General features: G+C 42.4%; 21 protein-coding genes. 6 read left to right on the top strand and 15 right to left on the bottom strand.

Translation table 11 applies throughout. The annotated features are described in order from the left end of the window. Positions 1-454: 454 nt before the first annotated feature. Positions 455-898, top strand: coding sequence for an RNA recognition motif domain-containing protein (locus NE535_RS15625; protein ID WP_261299532.1), 444 nt, complete (start codon positions 455-457; stop codon positions 896-898). A gap of 16 nt (positions 899-914) precedes the next feature. Here the strand turns inward: NE535_RS15625 and murI are convergent, their stop codons facing one another. Then, complete coding sequence (murI, locus tag NE535_RS15630; RefSeq protein ID WP_261299533.1) at positions 915-1,688, bottom strand: glutamate racemase; 774 nt, start codon at positions 1,686-1,688, stop codon at positions 915-917. Positions 1,689-1,797: 109 nt separating this feature from the next. On the opposite strand from murI, the gene trmA reads away from it, so the two are divergent. Continuing rightward, a complete protein-coding gene (gene trmA / locus NE535_RS15635) occupies positions 1,798-2,895 on the top strand; it encodes a tRNA (uridine(54)-C5)-methyltransferase TrmA (RefSeq protein WP_261299534.1) in 1,098 nt (365 codons plus the stop codon). Between the two features lie 69 nt (positions 2,896-2,964). On the opposite strand, the gene fabR is transcribed toward trmA, so the two are convergent. Then, complete coding sequence (gene fabR / locus NE535_RS15640; protein WP_261299535.1) at positions 2,965-3,594, bottom strand: HTH-type transcriptional repressor FabR; 630 nt, start codon at positions 3,592-3,594, stop codon at positions 2,965-2,967. Between the two features lie 166 nt (positions 3,595-3,760). Here fabR and NE535_RS15645 point away from each other — a divergent pair, with 166 nt between their 5' ends. The 3 genes from NE535_RS15645 (at position 3,761) to mnmH (ending at position 7,348) form a co-directional block, all read left to right on the top strand. Further along, a complete protein-coding gene (locus NE535_RS15645; protein WP_261299536.1) occupies positions 3,761-4,867 on the top strand; it encodes an acyl-CoA desaturase in 1,107 nt (368 codons plus the stop codon). Between the two features lie 322 nt (positions 4,868-5,189). Continuing rightward, positions 5,190-6,254, top strand: coding sequence for a selenide, water dikinase SelD (gene selD / locus NE535_RS15650; protein WP_261299537.1), 1,065 nt, complete (start codon positions 5,190-5,192; stop codon positions 6,252-6,254). Beyond that, positions 6,254-7,348, top strand: coding sequence for a tRNA 2-selenouridine(34) synthase MnmH (mnmH, locus tag NE535_RS15655; RefSeq protein WP_261299538.1), 1,095 nt, complete (start codon positions 6,254-6,256; stop codon positions 7,346-7,348). Before selD ends, mnmH begins: the two co-directional genes overlap by 1 nt. Before the next feature lie 97 nt (positions 7,349-7,445). On the opposite strand, the gene cysQ is transcribed toward mnmH, so the two are convergent. Both cysQ and nudE read right to left on the bottom strand, forming a co-directional pair. Then, a complete protein-coding gene (cysQ, locus tag NE535_RS15660) occupies positions 7,446-8,258 on the bottom strand; it encodes a 3'(2'),5'-bisphosphate nucleotidase CysQ (protein WP_261299539.1) in 813 nt (270 codons plus the stop codon). A gap of 102 nt (positions 8,259-8,360) precedes the next feature. Beyond that, on the bottom strand, positions 8,361-8,927 hold the full coding sequence (nudE, locus tag NE535_RS15665) for an ADP compounds hydrolase NudE (protein ID WP_261299540.1): 567 nt from the start codon (positions 8,925-8,927) through the stop codon (positions 8,361-8,363). Positions 8,928-9,004: 77 nt separating this feature from the next. Here nudE and yrfG point away from each other — a divergent pair, with 77 nt between their 5' ends. After that, positions 9,005-9,679 (top strand): GMP/IMP nucleotidase, encoded by a 675-nt coding sequence (gene yrfG / locus NE535_RS15670; protein ID WP_261299541.1) that lies wholly within the window; start codon positions 9,005-9,007, stop codon positions 9,677-9,679. A 279-nt stretch (positions 9,680-9,958) separates the two neighbouring features. Here the strand turns inward: yrfG and NE535_RS15675 are convergent, their stop codons facing one another. From NE535_RS15675 to gspD, 11 genes are read right to left on the bottom strand one after another with little or no spacing between them, the layout of a single operon-like run. Then, positions 9,959-10,720 (bottom strand): type II secretion system protein N, encoded by a 762-nt coding sequence (locus NE535_RS15675; RefSeq protein ID WP_261299542.1) that lies wholly within the window; start codon positions 10,718-10,720, stop codon positions 9,959-9,961. 9 nt (positions 10,721-10,729) lie between these two features. Next, entirely contained in the window at positions 10,730-11,206 is a 477-nt protein-coding gene (locus NE535_RS15680; protein WP_261299543.1) for a type II secretion system protein M, read from the bottom strand. Position 11,207: 1 nt separating this feature from the next. Beyond that, positions 11,208-12,425, bottom strand: a complete 1,218-nt coding sequence (gspL, locus tag NE535_RS15685; RefSeq protein ID WP_261299544.1) for a type II secretion system protein GspL — start codon at positions 12,423-12,425, stop codon at positions 11,208-11,210. 48 nt (positions 12,426-12,473) lie between these two features. Continuing rightward, on the bottom strand, positions 12,474-13,463 hold the full coding sequence (gene gspK / locus NE535_RS15690; protein WP_261299545.1) for a type II secretion system minor pseudopilin GspK: 990 nt from the start codon (positions 13,461-13,463) through the stop codon (positions 12,474-12,476). After that, positions 13,463-14,218 (bottom strand): type II secretion system minor pseudopilin GspJ, encoded by a 756-nt coding sequence (gene gspJ / locus NE535_RS15695; protein WP_261299546.1) that lies wholly within the window; start codon positions 14,216-14,218, stop codon positions 13,463-13,465. Before gspJ ends, gspK begins: the two co-directional genes overlap by 1 nt. Then, positions 14,199-14,567: a type II secretion system minor pseudopilin GspI gene (gene gspI, locus NE535_RS15700; RefSeq protein ID WP_261299547.1), complete on the bottom strand. Its 369-nt coding sequence runs from the start codon at positions 14,565-14,567 to the stop codon at positions 14,199-14,201. Before gspI ends, gspJ begins: the two co-directional genes overlap by 20 nt. Further along, positions 14,554-15,132, bottom strand: coding sequence for a type II secretion system minor pseudopilin GspH (gspH, locus tag NE535_RS15705; protein WP_261299548.1), 579 nt, complete (start codon positions 15,130-15,132; stop codon positions 14,554-14,556). Before gspH ends, gspI begins: the two co-directional genes overlap by 14 nt. 3 nt (positions 15,133-15,135) lie before the next feature. Then, on the bottom strand, positions 15,136-15,570 hold the full coding sequence (gspG, locus tag NE535_RS15710; protein ID WP_261299549.1) for a type II secretion system major pseudopilin GspG: 435 nt from the start codon (positions 15,568-15,570) through the stop codon (positions 15,136-15,138). 56 nt (positions 15,571-15,626) lie between these two features. Next, complete coding sequence (gspF, locus tag NE535_RS15715; protein ID WP_261299550.1) at positions 15,627-16,859, bottom strand: type II secretion system inner membrane protein GspF; 1,233 nt, start codon at positions 16,857-16,859, stop codon at positions 15,627-15,629. Positions 16,860-16,862: 3 nt separating this feature from the next. Next, the gene (gene gspE / locus NE535_RS15720) at positions 16,863-18,422 is read right to left on the bottom strand and encodes a type II secretion system ATPase GspE (protein WP_371931179.1); all 1,560 of its coding nucleotides are present in this window, start codon (positions 18,420-18,422) and stop codon (positions 16,863-16,865) included. Beyond that, entirely contained in the window at positions 18,409-20,550 is a 2,142-nt protein-coding gene (gene gspD / locus NE535_RS15725) for a type II secretion system secretin GspD (RefSeq protein ID WP_261299551.1), read from the bottom strand. Before gspD ends, gspE begins: the two co-directional genes overlap by 14 nt. Positions 20,551-20,571 lie beyond the last annotated feature (21 nt).

Genomic DNA, 20,571 nt, shown 5'->3' on the forward strand with positions numbered 1-20,571 from the left:
ATGTTAATTTTTCAAACATCGCCATAGGACGCTAGGTCGTTGGCTTGGGCTGCGTATTTTACAGACCCTGTTGTTTGCGTCAAGTGTTTTTTCAAACTTTCTTTTCGCGTTTGGCTCGTTGCGTTTTACCGCTGTAAACCAAGCTGACTCTGCGTTTCGCTTTCGCTCTGTGCCGTGTCAGTGGATGCGCATTATAGGCAGCTTAAGATTTTGTGCAAGAGGGGATCGCGATCTTTTTTACTGACCGATGATCTTTTGTTCAGATCGCTGTTTATTTAACTTGTCACGTATACAAAACACGCAAAAAATGCCGTATTTTCATTGTTTATCATATTTAAGCTAATTTTAAGGTCGTTTTTTCTACAACAAGCTGGTTAATGTTTGCATTATTCATTAACATATAGCGGTTTTTTAACAGTTATTTTTCATTTCATTATTTATTAGAGATTATTTTATGCAGAAATCATTCGTGATTGTTCTTATTGCCGCACTTGTTGGTGCTTTTGTTTTCTTTCAATTTGTTAATGCCGCTTCTTCTGTAGCGTTTATTGCTGGAGTAGTAACGGCAACATTAATTTTTAGTTTTATGCCATCTAGCCAATCTAGTGCATCAGATGAACCATATGTCGGCCCAACGATGACATTATATGTTGGTAACCTACCTTACCGTGTTCATGAAGGTGAAGTTAAAGAGTTGTTTGGTGAGTATGGTCCAGTTAATTCTGTGCGCTTAGTTCGCGATCGTAAAACTGGACGCCGTAAGGGATTCGGATTTGTTGAGATGTCTGAAGCCGGAGCTCAAAAGGCAATGGGTAAATTGAACGATTACACTTTCCAGGAACGCACTTTAAAAGTAAGAGAAGCTAAATCTCAAGAATCTGATTCTTCAGACGCTTAATATAATGCTTCGAGTTTTAGTCGGTTATTTGTTTCACATCTGTAAACCCATAGCCGACTAATGCTCTATATAGACCTTTTGATATGTCTTTGGTATAGCTCACTGTCATTGTCCCACTAAGTTTGTCCTTTTGCTTCACCAATGTTTTTACCCTACTCGCAACCGCCGCACCAGAATCAAGCAATGCCACACCATTACCTAATATCTGCTTAATTTGTTCTGCAAGCATTGGAAAATGCGTACAGCCCAATACTAATACATCGATGTCAGCTTTTTTTATTGGCTGTAAAATCGTTGCAAGTAAAACGCGATCGATCGTTTCACTGGCAAAGTAATTTTCTGCCATAATCACAAGTTCAGATGAACCAAATAACTCCACTTTGCAGTCTTCGGCGAACTCATTGATTAATTCAAAAGTATAGTCACGTTTAACCGTTCCCGGCGTGGCCAGTAAACCGATATGCTTTTTTTGTGATATCTGCGCTGCGGGTTTTATAGCGGGAACAACGCCAACAACGGGAATGGTCAGGTGTGCTCGAAGATGCGGTAACACCAATGTACTTGCGGTATTACATGCAACCACGACAATCGCTGCATTACTTTGTTTAACTTGCTTCACGATCAAGTCAACGCAGCCTTTAATTAACTCCGCTTCAGACAAGTTTCCATAGGGCAAGCGAGCATTATCAAATACGTAGTGATAATCGTGACCCGATAAGAGTTTACGAATTTCCGTCAGAACCGATAAACCACCAATACCTGAGTCGAATACAAGAATAGGCTCTGACAAAATAATCTCCGTTTGATGTGATGCTAAATCACAGTATGATGTTTACATTGGATATCGGCGCTATTTGTTATAAAATTTGCGCCCTTTTTTATTGCCTTTGGTGGACAAGATGAATTTAGCAGCCATGGATCCTAAAAACTATGATGCGCAACTCGAGCAAAAACGCATTAAGCTTGAACAAACGTTTGCTGAGTTCACTCCACCAGCATTAGAAGTATTCTCATCTGATCCAGCCCATTATCGTATGCGTGCCGAATTCAGGATGTGGCATGAAGGCGACGACTTATACTACTACATGTTCGATAAAGAGCTGAACGAGAAAGTGCGTTGTGACCAATATATTGCTGCTGGCACATTAATCAATGAAATGATGGCAGCATTAATAGAAGATTTAAAGCCTAATCCAGCTTTACGTCATAAGCTATTTCAAGTCGATTTTCTATCTACACTCAGCGGCGAGATTTTAGTGTCTTTGCTTTATCATCGTCAATTAGATGATGTATGGTTTGAACAAGCTAAGCAACTAAAAGCAAAGCTATCACAGCATTTCAACATGAACTTAATTGGTCGTGCCCGTAAGCAAAAAATCGATTTAGACCGAGAATTTGTTATTGAAACCCTAACGGTAAATGGCCAAACACTGCATTATAAACAAATCGAAAATAGCTTTACCCAACCAAATGCCAAGGTATCGGTAAAAATGTTGGAATGGGCAATCGACAGCACCAAAAACAGCCAAGGTGATTTGCTTGAATTATATTGTGGCAATGGCAATTTCTCTATCGCTCTAGCACAAAACTTTAATCGGGTATTAGCCACAGAGCTGGCTAAGCCTTCTGTTGATGCTGCTCAGTACAATATTGAAATCAATAAGGTGGATAATCTGCAAATTATCCGTATGTCTGCAGAAGACTTTAGCGATGCGATGGCCAAAAAACGCAGCTTCAGACGCCTAGAAGGTATCGATTTAGACAGTTACGATTGCAACACTATTTTTGTCGACCCACCTCGTGCTGGTATTGACGATGAAACCTTAAAACTCGTTCAAGGTTACCAGCGTATTTTATATATCTCATGTAACCCACAAACGTTAAAGGATAATCTGCAAACACTCAGCACTACACATAAAATCACCCGTTTTGCATTATTTGACCAATTTCCTTACACCGATCATATGGAGTCGGGTGTCTTACTTGAACGAAAATAATCCATAACTCAACAACTAATAAAGGGCAGAAAATCTGCCCTTTTGTTTTTCTGCTCGTCAAATAAACCGTTAAACGTGACGCTCTGCTTTTAAATCCATTTTGTGTTGTAATGCCTCTGCACCTGTTGCCACAATACGTAAATGTAAAACCAATTGATCAGCCAATTGCTTTCGCTCGCTGCGTTTAAGATCTAATGCACTCGCACCCGCATTGAACACTAAAGTCACTAACGCTTCAGCTTGCGCACGGGCAAGTGTTGGGTGACGATTAGCATGGGCTTCTGTGTAATGGGTTAACTCAGATATAAAGTGCTCAATTTCACGTTCCACTGCGGCACGAAAGGCTGCTGAGGTGCCAGAGCGCTCATGCAATAAAATACGAAACACGTTGGGATTCGACTCCAGCACTTCCATAAAGGTGTCGACCGATATACGAATGACACTGCCACCCGCCTCTGCACGCTGGCGACCTTTACGCATCATTTGGCGCAAGGTTAAACCGCCTTCATCAACCATGGTAAGCCCAAGTTCGTTCATATCTTTAAAGTGACGATAAAATGATGTTGGGGCGATACCCGCTTCTCGAGCGACCTCACGTAAGCTTAAACTCGAAAAACTTCGCTCAGCGCTTAGTTGATTAAAAGCCGCATCCACTAATGCACGACGAGTTTTCTCTTTTTGTTGTGCTCTTACACCCATTTAACAATCCGCTTAGTCAAGATTAATTAACAGATAATACCCCTTTTATCATAGAAACACAGCCCTATTGAGCTTGACCAAAATCAGATCAAAGGATAAATTAGCTTACATATGTACGCTCAATTATTTTAGATTCACATTAGAACGCTAGCAGGAAATCAATTAGATGAAAAAACCCCCTATAATTTGGCTCAACACCTTGTTGTTTGCTATTACATTTATTGGCGCCATAGTACTTGTTCCTTGGCGTGGCATTGCTCACGGCTTTGATGGAATGGAATGGTTGGCATTTATTGTATTGGCTTATGCTAGTGGGTTATCAATTACTGCCGGTTACCACAGATTATGGTCCCATAAAGCCTACAAAGCCCATCCTGCGATGCGAGTGCTATTTGCCTTAGGCGGCGCCTTAGCATTACAAAATAGTGCTTTACACTGGTGTAGCGATCACCGAGTGCATCACAAACATGTTGATAATAATGATAAAGATCCCTACTCAGCAAAAATGGGATTTTGGTACAGCCACATTGGCTGGATGCTACGCGAATACCAAGCTAGCCGTTACAGCGACTATAACAATGTAAGAGATCTGCAAAACGATCCGATTGTGATGTGGCAGCATAAACATTATCTAGCCTTGGTAATTTTGATGAATATTGGTCTTCCGGCATTTTTAGGCTGGTTAAATGGCGATATTATTTCAATGGTATTGTTAGCTGGCTTGTTACGCTTGGTTGTTGTGCATCACTGTACTTTCTTTATTAACTCTCTTGCCCATATCTGGGGGAAACAGCCGTACACTAACAAAAATACCGCTCGTGATAATGCGTTTTTAGCATTATTGACTTATGGAGAGGGTTATCACAACTTCCACCACATTTTTGAAAATGATTACCGCAATGGTATTAAATGGTGGGATTACGATCCAACTAAGTGGTTAATCAAATTAATGAGCTTAACAGGCCTCGCCAGTGACCTACGTAAAGTTCCGCAAGAACGAATTGAAGCCGCCAAATTACAAATGCAACTTTTACGAGTGCAACGTAAAGTCGCTCACTTACCTAACTGCGATGAAATTATTGATACGTTTCAAGCTGAATACGATCTTATGAAGCAGCATTTAATGGATTACTATCAAGCCAAGAAAATTTTACTTGAAGCTAAACGTAAGCAATTAGTTGATGCTCATTTAAAAAATCAGGTTCAGGAATTACGTGCACGTTTTCTTGAACAACAAAAGCAATGGAAAATGCTCACGGCAAGTTATTCCTAGTTGTTTTATTGGTGTTATTAGCCATACACACACCATGATGAACACTGAAACATTCAAATTTGCAAAACATTAATAGGTGCTTAGCACCTATTTTTTATCTTTAATTAATCCTATCTACTATACCCAGTGCGTAGTTTTCAAATATGCAACCGTCATTGGGGCAGGCTGAACCAATAACCAACCCCGAGTAACATTGGCGCCTTGCTACTTGAAAACTGCCACACATACCAGTATGCGGATTTAATCCTTTTCAAGCTTGAAATTATCTTCCACAATGAACTCATTGTGGCATTACCTCTTGTACCAAAATAAGTTATTCATTATGAATCAAAATGATCAAATCCGTCTTACGGAATTTAGCCATGGCGCTGGTTGCGGCTGTAAAATATCTCCTCAAGTATTAAGCACCATCTTGTCTTCACAACTGCCCCAATTTACAGATCCTAATTTGCTTGTGGGTAATGACACGCGTGACGATGCCGCAGTTTATAAACTCAATGAGCAAACTGGCATTATCAGCACCACTGATTTTTTCATGCCTATTGTGGATGATCCTTTTACCTTTGGCCGTATTGCTGCAACCAATGCAATTAGCGATATTTATGCCATGGGTGGGACGCCAATTATGGCAATAGCCATTCTTGGCTGGCCAGTAAATAAACTGTCTGCTGAAGTGGCTCAGCAAGTGGTTGATGGTGGACGCCAAGCCTGTAAGGATGCAGGCATAATGCTGGCAGGCGGCCATAGTATTGATGCTCCTGAGCCCATATTTGGTTTAGCCGTAACAGGACAAATACCGCTAACTGAGCTTAAGCAAAACAGTACAGCAAAAGCGGGCGATAAACTGTATCTCACTAAACCTATTGGTGTCGGCATACTGACTACGGCACAAAAGCAGAAAAAGCTCCAGCCTGAACATAGTCACATTGCGATTGATGCCATGTGCCAACTTAATCGCATAGGCACTGATATTGCTAAAATAGCGGGAGTGAATGCGTTAACAGATGTCACTGGCTTCGGTCTTGCTGGCCACTTGATTGAAATATGCCAAGGTGCAAACCTTAAAGCTGAGTTAGATTTTAATGCCATCCCAAAATTAGAACAGGTCGATCACTATCTTAGCCTCGGCTGTATTCCTGGTGGTACTGGACGAAATTATGAAAGCTACCGGCAAAATCTCCCCATGCTAAGCGATTATCAACAAGCCATAATTTGTGATCCCCAAACCAGTGGTGGGTTATTAGTGGCAGTGAATTCACAATCTGAATCAGCCTTAATAGCGCTCCTTGATGCTCACTTCATTGATGTGCATTGTATTGGTGAGTTACAACAAAGCTTATTAACGGATTCAACAGCCAGTTTGATCAGTTTAATAGAGCATCACTAATGGAAAATATTGTTCCCGCATCTGAATATCGACAGCTATTTTTGACAAACCATCCACTGATGGATGTACGTGCGCCGGTCGAGTTTGTCAAAGGTTCGTTTCCACAAGCGATTAACCTACCGTTGATGAATGACAGTGAGCGTACAAAAGTCGGCACCTGTTATAAACAACAGGGACAACAAGCTGCAATTGAATTAGGACATACACTGGTCAGTGGCAATATTAAACAGCAGCGTATTGATGCCTGGTGTCAGCAAATACAGCAACACCCGAATAGCTTTCTATATTGTTTTAGAGGAGGCTTACGCTCACAATTAACGCAACAATGGTTACGCAACGCTGGTATTGATACTCCTTATATTCAAGGTGGCTATAAAGCCATGCGGACATTCTTAATCAATACCATTGACTGTGCCCCTTCAAAACATCAAATTCTGGTTATCAGTGGTAGTACGGGGAGCGGGAAAACCGAGTTTATTCATCAACGAAAAGATGCTATTGATTTGGAAGGCATTGCCAATCATAGGGGATCGAGTTTTGGCAGACAAATTTCAGCCCAACCAAGCCAAATTAACTTTGAAAATCACTTAGCCATTGCCCTATTAACGCATCAGCAATTGCACCTCACTAGTAATGCCAAGTTAATCGTGGAAGATGAAAGCTTTCTCATTGGCCGCGCCGCTATCCCCCACAATTTTTTCCAATCAATGCAACGGGCACCAGTCGTCATCATTGAGCAAAGCTTTGAGCAAAGAGTACAGCGTTTACATCAAGAATATGTGGTGAATATGCAAGCACAATATTACCAACAATTGGGATACGATGCCGGTGCCGACGCTTTTGCGAATTATTTACAGCAAAGTATTAGCAAAATCCGTAAACGTTTAGGTGGTAAACAACACGACGAGTTGCAACAACTTATTTTACAAGCATTACAGCACACGACTTTAGACAGTCACTATGCATGGATCAGCCAGTTATTGGCCGAGTATTATGATCCTATGTACCAATATCAACTAGAAAAGAAAGCCAGTAAAATTGTATTTAAAGGCTCTCATCAAGCGGTACACCAATGGTTAGATGAGCAATCTTAAACCCTATAAACCAAAAATCGCCTCATATCTAGGCGATTTTTGGTTTTGCGAATGCTTAATAACCTCTAAGGTTTTCAACATTATTAATGGGTAAACCTTACTGGCCAACTAATAGCGCATTCCAAGCAACACTTTCAGTACCAACAACGATAAAGTTAGGATTTTCTAATGTGTCGCGTTCATTATAGGTCATAGGATGCAAATCAATGTCTACTAATGCGCCACCAGCTTCTTCAACAATAATTTGTGCCGCACCTGTGTCCCACTCACCTGTAGGCCCTAAACGCACATAACAATCCGCCTGACCTTCAGCCACTAAGCAGCTTTTTAATGCCGCACCACCTAGTACAACTAGCTCGCAACCTTGGGGATCTGAAAATAAATTCAGTACTTTTTGAGGGTCTTGGCGACGACTCACAGCAATACGTAAGTGATTTTGCTCTGTGGCCGCGAGTTGAGTACTGGTAATACGCACTTCTTCAGCGCCTTCACGTTTATAAGCACCTGTGCCTGCTATCGCGTAGTAACAAACTTCGGTCATTGGCGCATAAACAATGCCCATTATAGGACGGTTGTGTTCAACCAATGCAATAATGACCGAAAAGTCGCCACTACCCGCAATAAACTCCCCTGTACCATCAAGAGGGTCAACTAACCAATAAGTGGACCAGGTCTCCCTAACCGATAAAGGAATATCAGCATCTTCTTCACTCAAAATAGGAATGTCTGGAGTCAGCTCAGCCAAACGTGCACAAATAATATTATGCGCAGCCAGATCGGCAGACGTCACAGGAGTGTTATCGGATTTTATCTCGCGCTTAAAATTACCTGCTTGATAGATTTCACGAATCGCGTTCCCTGCTTCGATGGCAATTTCAATTGCTTGTTCGATGACGATTTCGGGCTTCATTACAACTCCAGTTGCTGGAAATAAGCATGTATTACTGATTAAAACTAACTTTAGCTAACTTATAGCCAAAGTGCGAAGATTCGATTCTTACAGTTAAGCCCATTATTCTGTCGTTTGAACCGATTGAGCTAAAAACTGTTGCGCAAGAAAAAGGGCACTCACGCTGCGCGACTCGGTAAAATCAGCGTTGCCTAACAATGATTGCCAATCGTCTAATGCCCATGGCACAACAATAATGGGTTCAGGCTCATCACCTTCAAGCTCACTGAAATATAGCTCTTCAGCTATAAAAATGTGCATTTTACTTGAGAAGTAGCCTGGTGCAAGTGAGAGAGTTTTAAGATGAGTGAGTTTTTTGCTACCAAAACCAATTTCTTCTTGCAGTTCTCGGTTAGCGGCCTCAACAGCTTCCTCTCCAGGATCAATTAACCCTTTAGGAAAGCCTAATTCATAACTGTCAGTACCTGCGGCATATTCTTTTGCGAGTAACAGTTTGCCCTCATGCACAGGCACCACCATCACAGCGCCACGACTTCCACCTTTCATTCGCTCATATTGGCGTTCAACACCATTGGAAAACTTAAGATGAACTTGCTCAATTTGAAATAGTCGACTTTTAGCGACAACTTCTGTGTGCAAGATTTCCGGCTTACTATGCCGCTGTGTCATTGCAACCTCATGTGACGAATGAATAAAGACAAGTTACAATCTTACTATCCTAAGCGTAATCCACAACCGGAATTTTCATGTTTCCTTGGCATAAGATAGATACTGTTCTGCTCGACATGGATGGCACCCTACTTGATCTACACTTTGATAATCATTTTTGGCTGACTTTAGTGCCGCAGCAATTAAGCCAACAAAAACAAATTAGCCTAGATGCGGCCAAGCTGCTAGTTGAAACGGCATACCACAAAGTGGCTGGTACGTTAGAGTGGTATTGCTTAGATTATTGGCAGCAACAACTTGGACTAGATATTCTCACATTGCATTACTCATTAGTTGAGCGCATTCAAATGCGTCAAGACAGCATGCCTTTTCTTATGGCATTAGGACGTGTGAATAAAAAACGTATTTTATTCACCAATGCTCACCCTAAAAGTTTAGCGCTGAAACTTGAGCATACTGAACTGGCGAATGGTTTAGATGCAATGTTATCAAGCCACGAGACAGGTTATCCAAAAGAGCACCCACAATTTTGGCTAACCGCAATAGAGAAATATCAATTGAACCCTGCTAGATGTTTATTTATTGATGACAGTGAAGCGATTTTACAGGCATCTAAAAAAGCAGGAATAGGGTTCCAGTTAGGCATTAAAAATCCTGACAGCCAAAAAGGCCATACCCAGTTCCATGACTTTCCCGCTATCGACGATTACCATCACTTGTTAGATGAGTTGCTTAACCTCAATGTCGAATGAATAAATGAACTATGAACGCCAATACACAAGGTTTGAGAGTAAAGTTTAGAGCGGTATTGCTAGCGAAGTGAATATACATACCAACAGCAAGTCTATCGCAATAATTCGAGTGTAAAAATAATAAGATGAGCGAGTAGAAAAGCTGTTTTATATACCTAGCTTTATGACTTTATAGCCTCAATGTTGTCAAAAATGGTCAAAGTGATCATTTATTAGCAATAAAAAAGGGTGCATAGCACCCTTTAGTCACAGTCAATAACCTGCATCAAGTTAATAGCTTTACAAACCTGGAATGTTGCCTTGGTAATTAATCGGGTAATAACCCTGACTATCTTGCTTACCTAAAAAGCTTAGTGCTTTACGTAAATCCTCTGGCTGTGTATCTGTAGGTTTTATCTTGGCACTGACTTTAACCAAATTATTTTCAGCCAAGGTTATGGTGCCAGATAGCCCTAATTGATTGCTCTGTTCATCTGTGTTTAACAGCACCTGTCCATCTCGACAACTTAAGCCTAAGGTAACATCACCTAAAGGATACTCACCAAATTGGTTAGTAACACCTACACTATTTAAAAAAAGTTTACCCGCTAGCTGATCACACCAAGGCGTACCCTGCTCGAGAGTCTCAATCATTAAGCTAACATCACCAGTAACACTTGTCTTAAAGGGTAAGCGACTACCGCCTAAAATAAAGCTACTGGGTGCATCAAATCGAATATTGTCAGCTTTAAGCCCTGAAAATGAATAGCTAATATGGCCTTTACCGCTAACCGCTGTTGCTCGGCTGCCCAGTTGAAAATCTATATTCGCTTGCCCAATAAACAATGCAAAAGGATTTAATTTCCAACTGACATGCTCTAACTGACGCTGATCAATTCGAATAAAGTCAGCATTACCTTGCCATAAGGTGCCATCAACACCCGAAAGCTGAACACTATTGGGTAATGGCGCAATACTGACTAGCCAGTTTGCGGGGACGTATACGAACAAAAACACCACATACACCAAAATGGCAATGCCAATTTTAACAAATAACTTCACACAAATTCCTTACTGGGATAACTGAATACGTCTGACATTCACAAAACCGACAGTATCTGATTCAGATAAGTCAACGCTGTCTAACGTTAAACCTTTTTGAACAACAAGCTCATGTAAATAACCTAATAACGCATCAAAAGGCACATCATCCATCCACAGTTGAATTTTGTTACCTTGTGGCTGCATACGGGTTATTTCTAATGAATATTGGCCAGCAGTTTGGTTGACGATAGAACTTAAACTTCCCTTAACCTTAGCCTTCGCGCCTGCTTGAGCGAGTCCAGCAATTTCATTAGCGGCTTTTTTTACATAGTTTAATGTTTGTAGGGCGGCTTTATGATTACGCTCTGCATCTTCTTGTGCCGATGATATCGGTGACCAAATGCCCCAATATAACACCCCTATTAATACGAAGAAGCCACAAAACCCCACCAGTTGTTGCTCTCGTATTGCTAAGCTTTGCCACCAGGTACGCAAATTTTCCATATTATTTGCTCCTCAACGTTAAGGTACTCGTGACACTGTCATCGTTACTGTTCATTGCACCACCGTCTAATTGGAAGTCTTTGGCAACGATATCTTTAAATTTATCTAACTGCGCGTAATTATCTGCAGTGACTTGCATTCTCAATTCATTGCGATTCGCTTCAAAGCGTAAGGTTGTCGGCTTTAACTGAGGGACTTGAGTAAAGGCTGGTTTAAGCCCATCCAGCATCTCGAAAAAGGCCGCACCGCCTCCTTGACCTTGCATGCTGCGTAGCTGGCTATCCATTTGTGAACGGATATTAACAATACGGTTTATGCCAGGGGATACCGTTTTAAAAATCGCTTCACTTTGGCTGCGTAATTCAGCAGTTTGTTGATTAAGCTGAGAAATGGCTAAACCTTTATTGACCAGAGCCAACAGGATCACGATACCTGTAATGACAGCTGCGTTACGCCACAAAATAAGCTGTTTGCTATATTCACGCTTAGGTTTATAAATGCCTGAGAGTAAGTTAACTGGCGCATGCAAAATCCCCTTTGCAAGCACCATCATTGGCAGCTCTAATGGCTTAGCCGTTAACACTAAATCCGGTGTTTCAATTTGAATATTGTCACTGTAGCAAGCAACATCAATAGCTTGTTGATCGGTGACTTGTTGCTGGGCATCGACTAATAATTTAGGTAAGGCTAACGACGCCCAGGATTTAGGCAAACTCACCCCCGCACCGTCGCCTGTGCGCAGTAAATACTCTTCACCGAAACTCATTATCGCCCAGCGGCATTGCTCAAGCGGTAACGCTAAACAATCTGGCACAATACGCTTTGCTTTTAAGCCTGCATCGCTAAGCCAGCTTAGCCATTGCTGCATTTGCTGATGTTCAACGGCAATCACATTAATATTTTCACCCTGACGAGGGCCGACAACAAAATGCATGTCATCTACATCACTGGCTAGGGACTCTTCCAGCATAAATGGCAAAGCTTTTAGTGCTTGGCGTTGACCCTTTTCTGGCAACGCGATTTGAGTTAACGTCATGCTTGCAGCTGGCACAAGGACATCAACTGGCCTATTGCCAACGCGCTCAGTTAAACTGGCAAGACTTGATGCGTCAGGCAATTCACCCGATGCGATAATCTCTTGCTCTTGTTCAGACCATACTAGCCATGAACATGAGTGTTCTGATGTTTTTCCTAATCGGATAAATAGCCTTTCAGACACTGTTATTCTCCACCAATCTCTAACTGCTTCATGCTGTTGAGTTTGTTATTATTGTTGTCCACCGTACTGGCGGGTAATCACATCTAAGTTATTACCATTACGCTTCAATACACTGTCCATTCTGAATACTGCATTATCGACTTTGGCACCAGAATGCAGTAAAAAATAGTTACTTGTTACAACAAAGCTTGAGCGAAAATCCGCCTCAGATTTTATGCCTCTTACTGACGAGTTTTCCCAAAAGTCTTCTATCTTTTCGAAACCGTCTGCGGGACGTTGATTAATAATACTTTCGGCATCAGAGATTGATATCTGATTATCTAGCATGCCCACCATTAATGCAGCCTGTTCTATTTCAATGGTATTAACGTTCAACAGCTGGCGATTATCGCCGGGTATTGCACACACATAAGGCATTAGTTTTACGTAAATATCCTGCGTAAATCCCAGTACAGCACGCAATTCACTGCGATGTTGCATTAGTGTATTTGCAGCGCGGTAAGGTACTTTACGTGATTCGTATTCCGCATCTTCAGCGCCAAATGGACTGGTTAACGAATCTTCATCAATATAATCTTTTAACGTATGGGTTAAACGTTCTGCGCCAAACTCATCCATACCCAGAGCGATTAACAATCCTTGAAATTGCTTAGCCGCCAATGTCAATTTCGGCTGACCGTTTTCCACTTCTTTTGACTCTACACCTACTGCATTAAGGTTAAAACAGGCTCGCATATCATCAATTTCACCGGCAATCACCCCATCTTCTACCGGAAATACCACATCCGCCAATGCCCAATATTGTTGCCGATGAACGGTATTACCGTCGGCATCTTCAAAGTCTTGTTTTAAGACCTTCATTGCCAGTTCTTCGCCCGATAACGCATACCAATATGCTTGATCGTATTGGGCTAAATTTAAAGTTCGACGCATGGACAATTGATTGCGACTAGTAATATTAGTGGCAATAATCACCACCATGGCGACAATTAAAATCACCACAATCATGGCGACGCCTTGCTGCTTATGACGCCCCATCAACCTCGCCCACCATCATTATCACCAGGACTCACTTGACCGCCGTTGTCATCGGTTTCGTCTTGGTTGTCATCTACACCATCATTGCCGTCTTTATTTTTATCATCACCGTTCGCATCGCCTTCATTCGCTTTGGGGACAGATGCGCCTTTAGGCAGCAAAAACTGGCGTTGAATTTTGCCAAGACCGTCTATTTCAATTTCAATCGCTATACCTTTAGGCATTTGTGTGCCATCAACTTTTCGTTCCCATTTATCATTAATATAAAATGAGTACTCAACAGACAACACATTCTCAATAATCAAGGTTTTCAGCGGCTCTTCACCGCTTGCTGGCTCTGGGTAAGGATAATACCAACGTTCTAGTCGCCCACCTTGAACCACATAAGCGACAGACTGCAAACTCCCTCGGGGTAATATCCCATCTGGGTTTAACCAACCTAAACGGTAAAAAACTAACGCTTCAGTTTCTGAATCAAGCATGTTGTCGCCCGCTTGAAAATAACTGCTGCTTCGTTCGCCATCCAAGCCTCTCAAGGTGCGAGCGACCATCTGGCCTAAGTCTCGTTCAATGGCTCCAAAGCCTTGTTGCAGCGCCTTGAGCCGAACAGAAAAGGTCTTGGTAACTTCATCATTTTTCATCACTGTTGACAGCACAGAGTTTGCCGCCAAACCAATCATGGCAAAAATAGCAATCGCAATGAGCATTTCCAACAGGGTAAAACCCTTGTTCTTATTATCCTCGATTGTGAACATAGCTACTCACTTGTGCCACAATACGCTTAAAACGTTCATCTTTACTGACACTGATACGGATCATTCTGAAATTGTCATCCGTGGTTTTTATCACTTCTCTGCGCCAATACCAATCTTCACCCGCCAATTCCACCTGCCCGTCTTTTGACCCAATCTCAGGAAAGGTCTCAGGTAAACGAGCTTCAACCATTTGATTACTGGCAACCCACTGGCCGAGTGTACGCTCTTCTAAAACAGGCATATTAGCCATTTGCTCACTTAAACTTTTGGTTACTGATACTGCAGCGATAGAAAATACCGCCAAAGCAACAATGACTTCCAGTAAGGTCATGCCTTTAGATTTGTTCATCAAAGCGCCCAATGGACAATCGCCCAATTGCATCCCCAACAACTAATACATCAATCGGTTGTCGACTTTCATTGTATGTAACAAAACTCAGTTCAAAGGGGGTCATCTCACCGCTTGGAAACAATAGAACTTGCGGTACTGGGTTTTTCTTTTTTTCTTCAGCACTGGGCTCATCAATAAAAGGCTCATCAAACCAGGATTCCTGCGATTCGTCTTCTTGGTCTAATGGCATGCCATCGAGCACCAAAGATAATGTGATTCCCGGTTCTAATTCATGGTTTGAAAGCTGTTTATCTTGTTGTATCGGTTCCCATTTACCGTCGTGGTAAATCACAAATTGGTATTGAGTATCATCGATCACAATCCCAATAAATTGACCACTTAATACGGTTTCATCAAGCACCAACTCAGTGGCAGCGATAAAGCGCTGTGCTTGCTTTTTTAGCAATTGCTCAGGGCCTGCACTGCTCATTGACAAGGTCACAGCTGATGCTGCCAATCCCATTAACAATGCGACTAGCAACATCTCGAGTAAGGTAAATCCTGCTTGACGATTACGACGCATAAATTATTGGAAGTCTTGTAAATTCCAGTTACCGATATCATCCTCAGTACCTGGTTGACCATCTGGACCTGCGCTAAAAATATCTAGCTTCCCATTTTCACCTGGGCTTAATAGAAAGTAATTATTGCGCCAAGGGTCCTGTGGTAAACGTTTAACATAACCATCTTCACGGTAATTACGTGGCTCTGGAGATGATGTCGGCTTTTGTACTAATGCTTCTAAACCTTGGTCGGTTGTGGGATAAACGCTGTTATCTAACTTGTACATGTCTAATGCATTTTCAAGGGCAACAATATCTGAGACCGCTTTTTGTTGATCCGCTTTATCCTTATTGCCCATTAAGTTTGGCACAACCATTGAAGCCAAAATCCCTAAAATAACGATAACAACCATCACCTCAAGTAAGGTAAAACCACGTTGTTTGCTGTGCTTTTGCATTAAATACGTCCTCTAAAACTGTGTTGTTGATTGGGTCAGGGCTAACGTTGACAGCGTTAGCCACTGATCAAATTATTTAACTCTAAAATAGGTTGCAAGATTGCCATTACAATAAATAACACCACGCCAGCCATGCTGACGACAAGTAAGGGTTCAAATACACCAATAGCGATATTGACGTTTGATTCAAACTCACGGTCTTGGTTATCCGCAGCACGCTCTAACATGTCTTCCAACTGACCGCTTTTCTCGCCAGAAGCAATCATGTACAGCATCATCGCGGGAAACAATTTAGTGTTGGTTAATGCCGTGCCTAAACTGGTACCTTCACGTACTCTTGCTGTTGCATCGTCAACCGCTGCACGTACTTTCACATTTAGCAAAACTTCACTGGCAATCCGCATACCATCGAGTAATGGCACTGCACTAGCAGATAAAATGCTTAATGTTCTGGCAAAACGTGCTGTATTGATACTTTTACTGACCTTGCCAACCACTGGAAGTTTCAATAATAAAGTATCAAATTTCATCCGCATGCTGGGATTCATTAATACTCGCTTGAGGATAACAATCAATGCGACCAATACACCGATTAAAACCACCCCATAATTTTGTACAAAATCAGAAGCTAATATTAAAAATTGGGTTGTACCTGGCAGCTCTTGCCCCATGTGCTCAAATTGACCCACAACTTTGGGTACGACAGCCGCCAACAGCACGGCAATCACACCAACCGCAACGGTTGTTAATACTGCAGGGTAAATCATGGCTTGTGTCAGCTTTGATTTTAACTGCTGGCGACGCTCGGTATAATCAGCTAAACGGTTAAGCACCACTTCTAAATGACCCGATTTTTCACCCGATGCAACCATGGCGCGGTATAAATCGTCAAACACGTGCGGAAACTCAGCCATTGAATCGGCCAAACTATACCCTTCAACCACGCGAGAACGCACCGCCATAATCATATTACCTAGGCGCGCTTTTTCTGATTGTTGTCCAACAGCTTTTAATGCTTCTTCTATGGGAAGGCCCGCAGCAACTAAGGTCGCAATTTGTCGGGTAATTAAGGCTAACTCAGCAACCGATATGCGTTTCTTAAACAGGTTACCGAAACTAAAGCCACCGCTTTGTGCACGGGCCTCTTTGTCTGCAACCTGCTGGATCTCAATAGGCATTAACCGCTGTTCACGCAGCTGACTGCGGGCGTGACGAGCAGAGTCAGCTTCTATCACCCCTTTTTGCTGTTTGCCTTTTTTATCAAGGGCTTTGTATTCAAACGCTGCCATTGATTATTCCTCGCGCGTCACACGCAGCACTTCTTCAAGCGTGGTGACGCCAGCAAGTACTTTACTCATGCCATCGTGACGAATACTTGGGATCGCTTTGCGGACATATTTTTCAATCGCTAACTCACCTCGGCCACCATGAATCAGCTCACGCACATTGTCATCAACTACCAGCAACTCGTGAATACCAGTACGGCCACGATAGCCATTTTCACCACAGGATTTGCACCCTTTGGCACGGTATATCACCCGAGTGTCATTGGCGGTAATGCCTAATAATTCCCGTTCACGGTCATCTGGCTCATGGGCTTCTTTACATTTAGGACAAAGCGTTCGAATTAATCGTTGTGCTAACACCCCTAATAAACTTGAAGACACAAGGAAAGGTTCAACACCCATATCTTGTAAACGCGTGATCGCCCCCGATGCAGTATTAGTGTGCAAAGTCGAGATCACTAAATGGCCGGTTAATGAGGCTTGAACGGAGATTTGTGCGGTTTCTAAGTCACGAATTTCACCAATCATAACCACATCAGGATCTTGACGTAAAATTGCTCTTAATCCTCTGGCGAAGGTCATATCCACTTTGGTGTTGACCTGAGTTTGCCCAATACCTTCAAGTTCATATTCAATCGGATCTTCAACCGTTAAAATATTGGTATCTTTAGAGTTAATCTCAGTTAAGCCCGCATACAAGGTGGTACTTTTACCAGAACCTGTTGGACCGGTCACCAAAATGATGCCGTGGGGTTTACGTATAAGTTGATCGAAGGTTTCACGAATGCTCGGCGTCATACCTAATTGCTGTAAATCTAGGTTACCGGTATTTTTATCCAGCAGACGCATTACCACACGCTCGCCATGGCTAGATGGCATGGTTGATACCCGCACATCCACGGCTCGACCGGCTATGCGTAACGAAATACGCCCATCCTGCGGGACGCGTTTTTCAGCGATATCGAGGCGCGCCATCACTTTGATACGTGATACCAATAAAGATGATAATTTGCGATTCGGTTTTAATACTTCTTTTAATACCCCGTCGATACGGAAACGCACAATAAGCTGTTTCTCATAGGTTTCAACGTGAATATCCGATGCCTCTTCTTTGATGGCTTCTGATAATAAAGCGTTAATCAATTTGATGATTGGGGCATCATCATCACCTTCTAACAAGTCTTCTGTTTGTGGTAATTCTTCAGCAAGGGTAAATAAATCCATCTCATTGCCAATGTCTTCCATTAGCTGCTGCGCTTCAGATGAGTTAGCTTGGTAAGCTTTTGTTAGCTTGGCTTCAAAAGCCGTCTTTTCCAACTTAAACAAAGGTAACTCTTTACCAGTGTAACGGCGAACCTCAAGCATGGCTTCGATTGGCGTTGTTTCGGTATAAAATAACGCCAACTGCTCATCTTCCTGAGCAAGCACTAATTGAAAACGATGTGCGAAAGTAAATGGTAGTCGCTCTTTACTGTTAGAGCGAAAAACCTCATCCCCTTCCACTTCTAGCGCTAACTCTTGTGAGGCCAGCGCGAGTGGATCAAGCGCGCTATCAGTCATCGGCATTCTCACTGTCATCGACTTTAACATCAGTTTGTTTTCTATCACTGATGCTCTTTAAGGCGGGATCCGTTTGGCGCATTTTAGTATCTAAACCATCACCATTTTTGTAACGCTCAAGCACTTCATTAACTTCGTCTGGTAAGTAAGCCTCTTGATCCCACTCTTCCAACACCGGCACTTGAGAATTTGGCATTAAATTAATCCCTCTTTCTTGTTGATTAAGTTGTAGTGCTCTGAAATAGTTATACTTACGACCTGCAATACCTTCCATTGTAATACCATCACGGATGATAGTTGGTTTAATAAAGATCATTAAATTCTTCTTTTTCTTGCCGCTAGAAGATGATTTAAATAAATGACCAATCACCGGAATATCACCTAAAAATGGCACTTTTTGCACGCTTTCTTGGACTTCTTCGTTAATCAATCCACCCAATACGACAATTTGCCCTGAGTCAGCCATCACTGTGGTCGTTAAACGACGGGTTGCAAAGGTAACATCGACGCCGGTTTTACCATTGATACCTGACACCTCTTGCTCAATCGTTAACTTAACAGAGCTGCCTTCGTTGATTTGAGGCACCACTTTCAGTTTTACACCCACTTCTTTACGTTCAACGGTTTGGAATGGGTTAGAGTTACCGTTACTTGAGTTTTGGCTGCCGGTTAAAATCGGCACTTCATCACCCACTATAAATGACGCTTCTTGGTTATCTAGGGTCGTAATCGATGGCGTTGCCAGTACGTTTGAATTGGTGTCGCTTGATACCGCTTGGATCAAGGCACCAAAATCGCCCATGGCGACACCCCATGCCATGCCGTTCACTTTGCCTAACGCTTGCGCCAGTAAAGTGATATCGCCCGGTGTATCTGGGTTATCGGTACAAGTCTGGTTATCACCTGCACCACTACAGGTTTGCGAAGCTTTTTGGTCGCGCGCATTCCATACACCCGCACCAATTTCACCAATCGTTGGACCTAAGTTATTAAACTGAGTACCACCACCCGCTTCGGTAGCCCATTGAATGCCAAAACCAACATCATCACCTTCTGATACCTCAACAATAATGGCTTCAACTAATACTTGGGCACGACGAATATCTAACTGACTGATGACATTTTCAATGGTACGTAATTGGTCAGGTTCAGCACTAATCACCAGCGCGTTGGTATCGGGGTGAGCCATGATGTTAATTTCATTGCGGCGCTTACTGCCACCTTGTTGCTGCGCGCCATCTTTGTCACCTTGCAGGTTTTGCGCAAATCCTGTTAATACCTCAACCAAATCTTCTGCTTTGGCATAACGTAAATAACGCACCTTAGTGTTACCGGTATTGGCTTGCTCAGCATCAAGACGTTTAATTAACTCAACTACGCGTTGACGGCTTTTTTCATCACCACTAACCACTACAGCATTGATGCGCTCGTCAGCAACCACTTTTGGCGCTTGGCCGGGTAATTGCGCTTGATTGGCACTTGAACGATAAAGGGTATCAATAATACGTACTATCTCGCCTGCTGAAGCAAACTCTAATGAAACAACTTGTACAGCTGTATCACCTTGCTTATCAACGCGGCGAACAATATCAACCAACTTGTTCACAACAGCGGCACGCCCTGAAATCATTAAAACATTCGATGGGTCGTAGTTAACAACGTTACCGCCACCAGCATTATCATTTAACTGACGTAATAGTGGCGCAAGCTGCTTGGCTTCGGTGTTATACAGTGCGACGATACGGGTAACCATTTCATCGCCTAAACCAGGAGATGAGTCATCAGCCACTCTAATTGCTGCGGTTTTCGCATCTTTATCTTTAATGACTTTAATGACCTGGTTTTCCATTTCAACCACGGCGTAACCATAAACTTGTAGAACGTTCAAAAAGAATTGGTAGTACTGTTCATCACTTAATAAATCATAACTGCGGACGTTAATTTTGCCGCGCACTGTGGGATCAACAATAATGGTTTTATTGAGGTTTTTACCCACAATATTGATAAACTCTTGAATATCTGTGCCTTTAAAATTAGCAGCATATTGTTCCGACCAAGCGCCATGAGAAGCAAGCATTGCAGCACCCGCTAGCATGCCAGCAAAAATCTTGTGTCGAAGTCCTTTATTATTCATTCTTCTTATTCCCCTAATGCC

The organism is Shewanella holmiensis (assembly GCF_025370255.1).
Classification (GTDB): Bacteria; Pseudomonadota; Gammaproteobacteria; order Enterobacterales; family Shewanellaceae; genus Shewanella; species Shewanella holmiensis.

What these genes read in the sequence shown, in the direction of transcription:
- NE535_RS15625 (WP_261299532.1), top strand. Translation starts at nt 455, where the DNA reads ATGCAGAAATCATTCGTGATTGTTCTTATTGCCGCACTTGTTGGTGCT.
- trmA (WP_261299534.1), top strand. Translation starts at nt 1,798, where the DNA reads ATGAATTTAGCAGCCATGGATCCTAAAAACTATGATGCGCAACTCGAG.
- fabR (WP_261299535.1), bottom strand. Translation starts at nt 3,594, where the DNA reads ATGGGTGTAAGAGCACAACAAAAAGAGAAAACTCGTCGTGCATTAGTG.
- NE535_RS15645 (WP_261299536.1), top strand. Translation starts at nt 3,761, where the DNA reads ATGAAAAAACCCCCTATAATTTGGCTCAACACCTTGTTGTTTGCTATT.
- selD (WP_261299537.1), top strand. Translation starts at nt 5,190, where the DNA reads ATGAATCAAAATGATCAAATCCGTCTTACGGAATTTAGCCATGGCGCT.
- mnmH (WP_261299538.1), top strand. Translation starts at nt 6,254, where the DNA reads ATGGAAAATATTGTTCCCGCATCTGAATATCGACAGCTATTTTTGACA.
- cysQ (WP_261299539.1), bottom strand. Translation starts at nt 8,258, where the DNA reads ATGAAGCCCGAAATCGTCATCGAACAAGCAATTGAAATTGCCATCGAA.
- nudE (WP_261299540.1), bottom strand. Translation starts at nt 8,927, where the DNA reads ATGACACAGCGGCATAGTAAGCCGGAAATCTTGCACACAGAAGTTGTC.
- yrfG (WP_261299541.1), top strand. Translation starts at nt 9,005, where the DNA reads ATGTTTCCTTGGCATAAGATAGATACTGTTCTGCTCGACATGGATGGC.
- NE535_RS15680 (WP_261299543.1), bottom strand. Translation starts at nt 11,206, where the DNA reads ATGGAAAATTTGCGTACCTGGTGGCAAAGCTTAGCAATACGAGAGCAA.
- gspK (WP_261299545.1), bottom strand. Translation starts at nt 13,463, where the DNA reads ATGGGGCGTCATAAGCAGCAAGGCGTCGCCATGATTGTGGTGATTTTA.
- gspJ (WP_261299546.1), bottom strand. Translation starts at nt 14,218, where the DNA reads ATGTTCACAATCGAGGATAATAAGAACAAGGGTTTTACCCTGTTGGAA.
- gspI (WP_261299547.1), bottom strand. Translation starts at nt 14,567, where the DNA reads ATGAACAAATCTAAAGGCATGACCTTACTGGAAGTCATTGTTGCTTTG.
- gspH (WP_261299548.1), bottom strand. Translation starts at nt 15,132, where the DNA reads ATGCGTCGTAATCGTCAAGCAGGATTTACCTTACTCGAGATGTTGCTA.
- gspG (WP_261299549.1), bottom strand. Translation starts at nt 15,570, where the DNA reads ATGCAAAAGCACAGCAAACAACGTGGTTTTACCTTACTTGAGGTGATG.
- gspF (WP_261299550.1), bottom strand. Translation starts at nt 16,859, where the DNA reads ATGGCAGCGTTTGAATACAAAGCCCTTGATAAAAAAGGCAAACAGCAA.
- gspE (WP_371931179.1), bottom strand. Translation starts at nt 18,422, where the DNA reads ATGCCGATGACTGATAGCGCGCTTGATCCACTCGCGCTGGCCTCACAA.
- gspD (WP_261299551.1), bottom strand. Translation starts at nt 20,550, where the DNA reads ATGAATAATAAAGGACTTCGACACAAGATTTTTGCTGGCATGCTAGCG.